This is a genomic window from Cupriavidus gilardii, from assembly GCF_008801915.1.
GTDB classification, from domain to species: domain Bacteria; phylum Pseudomonadota; class Gammaproteobacteria; order Burkholderiales; family Burkholderiaceae; genus Cupriavidus; species Cupriavidus gilardii.
In genome coordinates this window covers 23056-29217 of the sequence record NZ_VZOV01000038.1, presented here as the reverse complement: position 1 = coordinate 29217, position 6162 = coordinate 23056, and the positions used below count along the sequence as shown (strand labels likewise).

General features: G+C 62.4%; 11 protein-coding genes and 1 pseudogene. 6 read left to right on the top strand and 6 right to left on the bottom strand.

The genetic code is table 11. The features are described 5' to 3' along the window. Both F7Q96_RS26925 and F7Q96_RS25045 read left to right on the top strand, forming a co-directional pair. Window positions 1-1010 (top strand): hypothetical protein (locus F7Q96_RS26925; RefSeq protein ID WP_170265983.1); only part of this gene is annotated, 1010 nt, incomplete at its 5' end. 2 nt (window positions 1011-1012) lie between these two features. Beyond that, window positions 1013-1225, top strand: a complete 213-nt coding sequence (locus F7Q96_RS25045) for a hypothetical protein (RefSeq protein ID WP_151023490.1) — start codon at window positions 1013-1015, stop codon at window positions 1223-1225. Here F7Q96_RS25045 and F7Q96_RS25040 read toward each other — a convergent pair. After that, the gene (locus F7Q96_RS25040) at window positions 1209-1934 is read right to left on the bottom strand and encodes an SGNH/GDSL hydrolase family protein (RefSeq protein WP_151023488.1); all 726 of its coding nucleotides are present in this window, start codon (window positions 1932-1934) and stop codon (window positions 1209-1211) included. The two genes, F7Q96_RS25045 and F7Q96_RS25040, sit on opposite strands and share 17 nt — an antisense overlap. 11 nt (window positions 1935-1945) lie before the next feature. Continuing rightward, entirely contained in the window at window positions 1946-2134 is a 189-nt protein-coding gene (locus tag F7Q96_RS25035) for a hypothetical protein (RefSeq protein ID WP_322789921.1), read from the bottom strand. Window positions 2135-2357: 223 nt separating this feature from the next. Here F7Q96_RS25035 and F7Q96_RS25030 point away from each other — a divergent pair, with 223 nt between their 5' ends. From F7Q96_RS25030 to F7Q96_RS25020, 3 genes are read left to right on the top strand one after another with little or no spacing between them, the layout of a single operon-like run. Beyond that, window positions 2358-2849 (top strand): glycoside hydrolase family 108 protein, encoded by a 492-nt coding sequence (locus F7Q96_RS25030; RefSeq protein WP_151023484.1) that lies wholly within the window; start codon window positions 2358-2360, stop codon window positions 2847-2849. Continuing rightward, entirely contained in the window at window positions 2849-3121 is a 273-nt protein-coding gene (locus tag F7Q96_RS25025; RefSeq protein WP_151023482.1) for a phage holin family protein, read from the top strand. Before F7Q96_RS25030 ends, F7Q96_RS25025 begins: the two co-directional genes overlap by 1 nt. Next, window positions 3118-3489 carry a hypothetical protein gene (locus F7Q96_RS25020; RefSeq protein ID WP_151023480.1) on the top strand — a complete coding sequence of 124 codons (372 nt, stop codon included), beginning with the start codon at window positions 3118-3120 and terminating at the stop codon, window positions 3487-3489. Before F7Q96_RS25025 ends, F7Q96_RS25020 begins: the two co-directional genes overlap by 4 nt. A 77-nt stretch (window positions 3490-3566) precedes the next feature. Here the strand turns inward: F7Q96_RS25020 and F7Q96_RS25015 are convergent, their stop codons facing one another. From F7Q96_RS25015 to F7Q96_RS25005, 3 genes and pseudogenes are all read right to left on the bottom strand, one after another. Beyond that, window positions 3567-3830, bottom strand: a complete 264-nt coding sequence (locus tag F7Q96_RS25015; protein ID WP_053821602.1) for a hypothetical protein — start codon at window positions 3828-3830, stop codon at window positions 3567-3569. A 79-nt stretch (window positions 3831-3909) separates the two neighbouring features. Beyond that, window positions 3910-4554, bottom strand: coding sequence for an SOS response-associated peptidase (locus F7Q96_RS25010; RefSeq protein WP_053821603.1), 645 nt, complete (start codon window positions 4552-4554; stop codon window positions 3910-3912). 25 nt (window positions 4555-4579) lie between these two features. Next, a pseudogene (locus F7Q96_RS25005) lies at window positions 4580-5014 on the bottom strand (ATP-dependent DNA ligase); the annotation flags it as partial. Here F7Q96_RS25005 and F7Q96_RS27315 point away from each other — a divergent pair. Then, the gene (locus F7Q96_RS27315; RefSeq protein ID WP_053821605.1) at window positions 4916-5182 is read left to right on the top strand and encodes a hypothetical protein; all 267 of its coding nucleotides are present in this window, start codon (window positions 4916-4918) and stop codon (window positions 5180-5182) included. The pseudogene F7Q96_RS25005 and the gene F7Q96_RS27315 sit on opposite strands and share 99 nt — an antisense overlap. 646 nt (window positions 5183-5828) lie before the next feature. On the opposite strand, the gene F7Q96_RS25000 is transcribed toward F7Q96_RS27315, so the two are convergent. Continuing rightward, entirely contained in the window at window positions 5829-6137 is a 309-nt protein-coding gene (locus F7Q96_RS25000) for a hypothetical protein (protein ID WP_053821606.1), read from the bottom strand. Window positions 6138-6162: the final 25 nt, after the last annotated feature.

The following is a 6162-nucleotide window of genomic DNA, read 5'->3' as shown; positions in this document are numbered from 1 at the left end:
CATCAATGGCAACGATCGACTTCCTCCCATTCGCTACTGGCAGCGGCGCCAATGTCATGTCGCAGGCCGAGTGGGCCGCGCTGACGCAACGCCTCTCGGGCTTTCAGTCCGGCGTCGCGCAGTCCGCACAATTGAACAAGGCATGGCGCCAGTCGAGCATCATGGCGGCCGTCATCGCCGGATTCGTTGCGGACGTGACGGGGCGGGATGTTATCGATGACGGCACGACCGACACGATCCTGACCAACCTCAAGGCAGCTGTGAGTGCGCAGTCTCCGGTAGTGGTCGGATCGGCTCGGAACTTGACGGGAAGTGCTGCGGTGGGCGCGACGACCGCCAACTTCACTGCCGCCGAGCTGGTGTGTGAATCGGCGCTCAATGCTCTTCGTTATTGCATTCCCAATTTCAACGCCACACTCAACCTCACGAATGTCGGTGTCAATGGCATGGACGCAGGCCAAGCGCCAGCGTCGGGCTCCGTGGCGATCTATGCCATCTACAACCCAACCACAAAGGCATCTGGCCTGCTGGCTCAAACGATGCCTGGTGTTGCGTCGGAGGTGTATTCCGGCGCCAGTATGCCGGCCGGATTCACCGCATCTGCGCTGATCAGCGTTGTGACGACGAATGCCAGTCGCCAGTTCAATGGATTCGTCCAGCGCGATCGCTTCATCGGATTTGCCGGGATCGGCGTGCTTGGCACGACGGCTGCTGGCGGCAATGCGTTCAACGCGCACAACATCGGCGGTGCGGTTCCGGCGAATGCCAAGACCTATTCTGGCTATGCCAACGCGAACGCGACTGGCGCTTCCGCGGTGAATATTGCGGTTGCCGCGAACGCGGCCGGCATGGCGAACCAGACTGCCAACATGAGCGGCTCGTCGAACGGCGGCCCGATCACTTGGAAGGACGTGCCGCTGACCACGGCGCAAACGGCCTATTTCTACTACAACGCCCCCGGGGCGACGGCGCAGAACTACAGCTTCTACATCAGCGGGTACACGATCTGACCATGAGCATCCTGAACGTGCAATTCACCGACGCAACCGAAAACCGGATCCAGTCGTGGTTCCTGTCGCCGCAGGATCCGGGGAAGATGGAAAACCTCGGGACCGTCGAGGCTGACGACCCGAGGTGGAAGGCCTTCTATGAGAGCGTGCCGGAATACATGCGGGCGTGCTTCCCAGCGCCGACCGCCGCGGGCGACGTCACAGCAGAGCCCTGACGATCGGGTCCAGCACTTCGACTTGGCGCGCCGCCTTGATGCGGTAAAGCTCATCGGTCGGGTGCTCGGTGTCGATCAGCAGTGCCTTCCAATTCGGAAGCGTCTGGATGTAGTGGAACTGCCGAACGATGGGTATGTTCCGGGCATAAGCGACCTCGTTCATGGCCTGAACGTAGAGGGCGACGTACTGGTTAAAGTCGTCGCTCTTGGTCGGGTTCGGCTCTTCCAGGACGACGATCCGCCCAGCGCGCTGCGACTCGTCGACAAACCGTTCGAGGTATTCGCGGTACAGCTGCGGGCTCTCGTTCGGCATGTTGTTGGTGTCATTGAGCGCGAAGTTGACCACCACGACGTGCGTCGTAGTGCTGGCGAGCTCCTGGCTGTACGTTTGCGAGTAGGCGCCGGTGCCCTCCATCCGATTGATGATGGTCATGCTCGGAATGGCGTGGTTCAGCACGGTGACGGTGGGCCCGTACCTATCCTGCAGCGTCGCCTGAACGATCGCGGGCGGATTGTGCGCCGTCTGGGTGCCTTTTCCATCGATCGTCTGGAAGCCCCACATCGTGGAGTCACCCTCTGCGTCGATGACGACGTGCTTTGGCGCTTCCTGCGGCGTGGCAGGGGCAGGGGCAGGGGCATCGTCACCGCCGCCTCCGCCGCCGCAGCCGCTCGACGCGACAACAAAGGCAGTCGCCAAGCTGACCAGCATCCCCTTCACGATCAGGCTGTGGATTCCACGTCGACGATCGCGCCAACTTTGCGCATACGGTCGAAGATCCGTTCGATGGTTGCCTCGTCGAGCTCGAGTCGCGCCAGGCCGAAGAACAGCATCTGCAGACTGATGTCCCGGTCGCCGCCGGTGTACTTCCGCCACTGCCGACCCTCCGAGATGCCGAACAGCTCGGCCATCTGGGTACTCGACAGCCCAAGCTCCTGTTTGAATAGGGCGAGTTGCGCCGGGGTCGGCGCCGAATAGAGGATGGGCATAGCGCGCCATGGTTCATTCCTTTCGGAGAGTTGGGCCGCGCGGTATGCGCTTCCCGGTAGCGCTAAGATAGGACCAATGGTCCTATGTGTCAACCAGTTCCATCATCGCCCGCCCCGAGCGGGCTTTTTCATTTCTGAGGGCCGTATGACGTTCGATCAGGCATTCGACCTGCTGATGGGGCACGAGGGCGGGTATAGCGACCATCCTTCGGATCCCGGGGGCGAAACCATGTGGGGCGTCACCGCACGCGTCGCACGTCTCCATGGCTATTACGGCCCCATGCGCCAGTTGCCGCGGGAGACAGCCAAGGCGATCGCTAAGGCGGCGTATTGGAACGCGGTGCGAGCAGACGAGTTACCCGCTGCGGTCCGGTTCGATACCTTCGACACGGCGTACAACAGCGGCGTCAAGCAGGCGGTCAAGCTGCTCCAGCGCGCGGCGGCGTCCCAGGACGATGGCGTGCTGGGCCCGAAGACTCTTGCTGCTGCGCGGGCGATGCCGGCTGCGAAGCTGGTGCTGCGCTTCAATGCGGAGCGGCTTCAGTTTCTGACGGGTCTGCCCACATGGGCCAGCTTTGGTAAAGGCTGGGCGCGGCGGGTGGCAAACAACTTGGAAACGGCAGCGGAGAACGTCTGATGCAAGAGCACGAAAAAAGCCTGCTGATGCTCGGGATGATCGGGGTCATGATCGCAATGGGGAAACTACTCGTGAGCGAAGAACACCTGACCTTCCGGTTGATTCTCGGCCGCGCCATCCTGGGCGCCGCCACATCCATGATCGCCGGCGTTGGCTTGATCCAGTTTCCTGACCTGAACCCGCTCGCGCTGTACGGCATCGGAAGCGGCCTAGGCATCGTGGGCGCCCAGTATCTGGAAATCGCGCTCAAGCGTTGGTTGAAACAGAAATGAGCCCGCTCGATATGCGCCTGTGGCTTGCAGCGCTGGTGCTGCTGGGTGCCACGTCCGGGGTCTCGTATGTGATGGGGCGATCCGATGGTCGGAAGGTGGAGCGCGCCGCTGCAGCGAAGGCTGAGGCTGATTGGCGTGCCAATGCGGACGCCGCCTATGCGCTCTACCTGGAGGCGCGCGACAAGAAGCAGATCGAATACCGAACCATCACCAAGACTGTGGAGGTCGCCAAGCATGCGACGCCTGACATTCCTGATTGCCGCACTGGTGACGACTGGCTGCGCATCTTCCGCGAGAACGCCGCGATTGCCAACGGTACAACCGTGCCCTCCGGTTCTGGAAGCGCCGACCGGCCCGACACTCGCTGATCTCCGTCAGTTCGCCCTCGACCTACAACGGCAGGGCGGAGAGTGTCGCGACCGGCATCAGGCGCTGGTCGACGCCATCACCCAGTAACCCTGCACGCTTTCCAGTGCTCTGCGATGGCGGGCGCAGCGACATCCTGCTTGCACTTCGGGCAGCGATACGCGGTCGCCTGAATGCCGGCCGTAGTAGTTGACATCGCCTCCAGCGCCGTGATGCACGCCGTCGCTGTCACGTTTCCCGACGCCAGCAGCAAACGGCAGCGCTGCAGTGCCTGGCGAACGCCTTCCTTGAAACCCTCGGCGTACTGATCGGCAGCCGGGGATTGACCTGCCTCCATCTTCATAACCCGTTCCTGTCTAGTTTTTGTACAAGCAGGTCGGATTATGTCTCAAGACATACCGGCTCCAAACCGGACTGTGGGGTTATTGCACTGCCGCCTTTCGCACGACTGGCGCTGGCTCAGTATCCATCCTTTCCGCCGGATACAACCCCAAGAAGCTCCGCGCCATCTCGGTGTCTCGGCACCGCAGCCAATCGTCCCATCCCTCCCGCGGCACGATCACGATCGACCGCTTCTCCTTCCCGGGCGCGTGCATCCGCTTCATGATCGGGTGCTGCTCGGCGTTGACGGTCAGCATCGTGAACGAGAACATGCCATCCGGCCAATCCCTCCAAAGCCCGGCCACGGCGAAGGTCGGCTCGTCCTTCAGCCAAATCCGATAGCGGACTGATTTGGGCCCGTGCTCGTAGTTCGGCTCGTAGAAGCTCTCCATCGGCACCAGGCAGAGTTGACCAGCCTTCCACGGCCCGGAGAACGTCCGCCGCTCCCCGATGGTCTCCGACCGCGCGTTGGTGGTGTCGAAGCGCTTGACCCCCTGCGGGATCCTGTCCTTCGGCACCATGCCGAAGTTCGCCAGCACGCAGTCGCGCTGGCCGGTGGCATCGGAGCGGATGATGGGTGCAAGGTAGTCGGGCCACGTCTCCGGCTTCCAGTCCATCGACGGCGGCACGACGCCGTAGACATCCCGCAGCAGCTGTTTCTGTGTCGGTCGGTAGTTGTTGCACATCGGCGGTCTCCTTTCGGCCGCCAGTCTACCGTCTGAACCTCTCCGCCGGGATTGCGCCCGGCCGCTTCACCTTCACCCAGTCGCTCGACCGCTTGCCGGCCGCATATGGGCTGCCGGCCCGCTTGGCAACGATCCCCTCTAGCTTCAGCGCCAGCGCCTGCTGGTATAGCCAGTCGCCGTCGTCCACCCAGTCGACGAAGAGCAGGGTGTCGGGGCAGCAGTCGAGGATCTTCCGGAGGGCGGCCTTGCGCTTCTCGATCGGCTGGCCGCGGATGTCCCGGCCGCCGTTGGCCAACAGGTCGAAGACGCAATAGGCGACGTGGTGCGAGCCGGGCGGCTTGCCGCGGCGCGCCGATCGACGGTGCAGCAGCTCGAAGTCGCTCCGCCCGTGCTCGTCCAGGACGCAGACCTCGCCGTCGAAGATGCAGCCCGCCTTCAGGTTGCCGACGGCGGCGGCGACTTCCGGATACCAGGCGGTGGCGTCGTGCCCGTTGCGGGACTTGAGGCGCGCCGGCTTGCCTTCCGCTCACAGCCGCCCACGCCGGCGACGACAGCCGTTAAGACAGCCGCAATCAAGAGTGCATTTCGATTATTGACCGGGATCATACTTTTTCTTCTTTTTATCTGACTGCATACGGTAGTCCCATTAACAGATTGCAACCATGGTTTACGGGCTCTACTGCGTTAATGTATCAGAGAGTTAGCAGCCGATGCCTTCGGGCGAGCTCTGGGTTCCGAATTGCGACTCCGTTGCCTAGCTTCCGGGGTGCCTCGCAACTCTATGGAGCAGTTCATACTGCCGTGAATCGTGCTCAGGCGTGAGGACGCCGTTCCCGCCATCCGGGAGCACAGTTCTGCGTTGGAGCACTCTGGGCGAACGAGAAGCCCTCCTGACGGCTCTAACGTCTAAGTCGTTGAAATATAAAGAAGCACTCTCTCTCAGTGGTGGCAAAGATCTAAGAGCCGCGTGACAAACGACACACCGCGGCAAGCGGCGAACGATACAACCTAGCTCCCTAACAACGGGCGCTTGTCACAAAAGATCTCGAAGTGCCAATCACCCTGGGGAACGGCGCGGCGCTCCTCGAGCAGCATGGGGGAGAGCTCGGCCAGCGTAGGGGCGGGCGGCCGAGCGATGCCTGCCATGGTCGCCTCCTATGGGTGTCACTTCCGTTGTACGCGGAGCGCAGCCGCGGCGGTATAGGGCTACGTCTGACCAGCGTCGGTATCAGCGGAATTTCGAAATTTCGAAATTTGTGGGTATTGGGCTGCAGCTATTCAGCGTCGGAATCCCAATCGCCATGAACCGGCTCGGCGCGGTAGGAGCGCCAGTACCAGTGGGAGTGCTTGTGGTGGCGGACCTTTCCCAGCTCGAAAAAGATCCGGACTCGACCGACGTGCCGGGCGTCAATCTCTACTTCGCCATGCTCCGGGCCGAACGGGTCAGGAGCCGGAAGTTGCTTGCCCGCATCCGCGATGATGTCGCCCGGGACGTAGGCCAGGATGCCGGCCTCGGCCGAAACGCGCGGTGTAGGGTTGGCGGAAGGGAGTTGGCAGCCGTTGGCCCGTTTGCTGTTGCCCATGATGTACTCCGCGAACTACTGTATG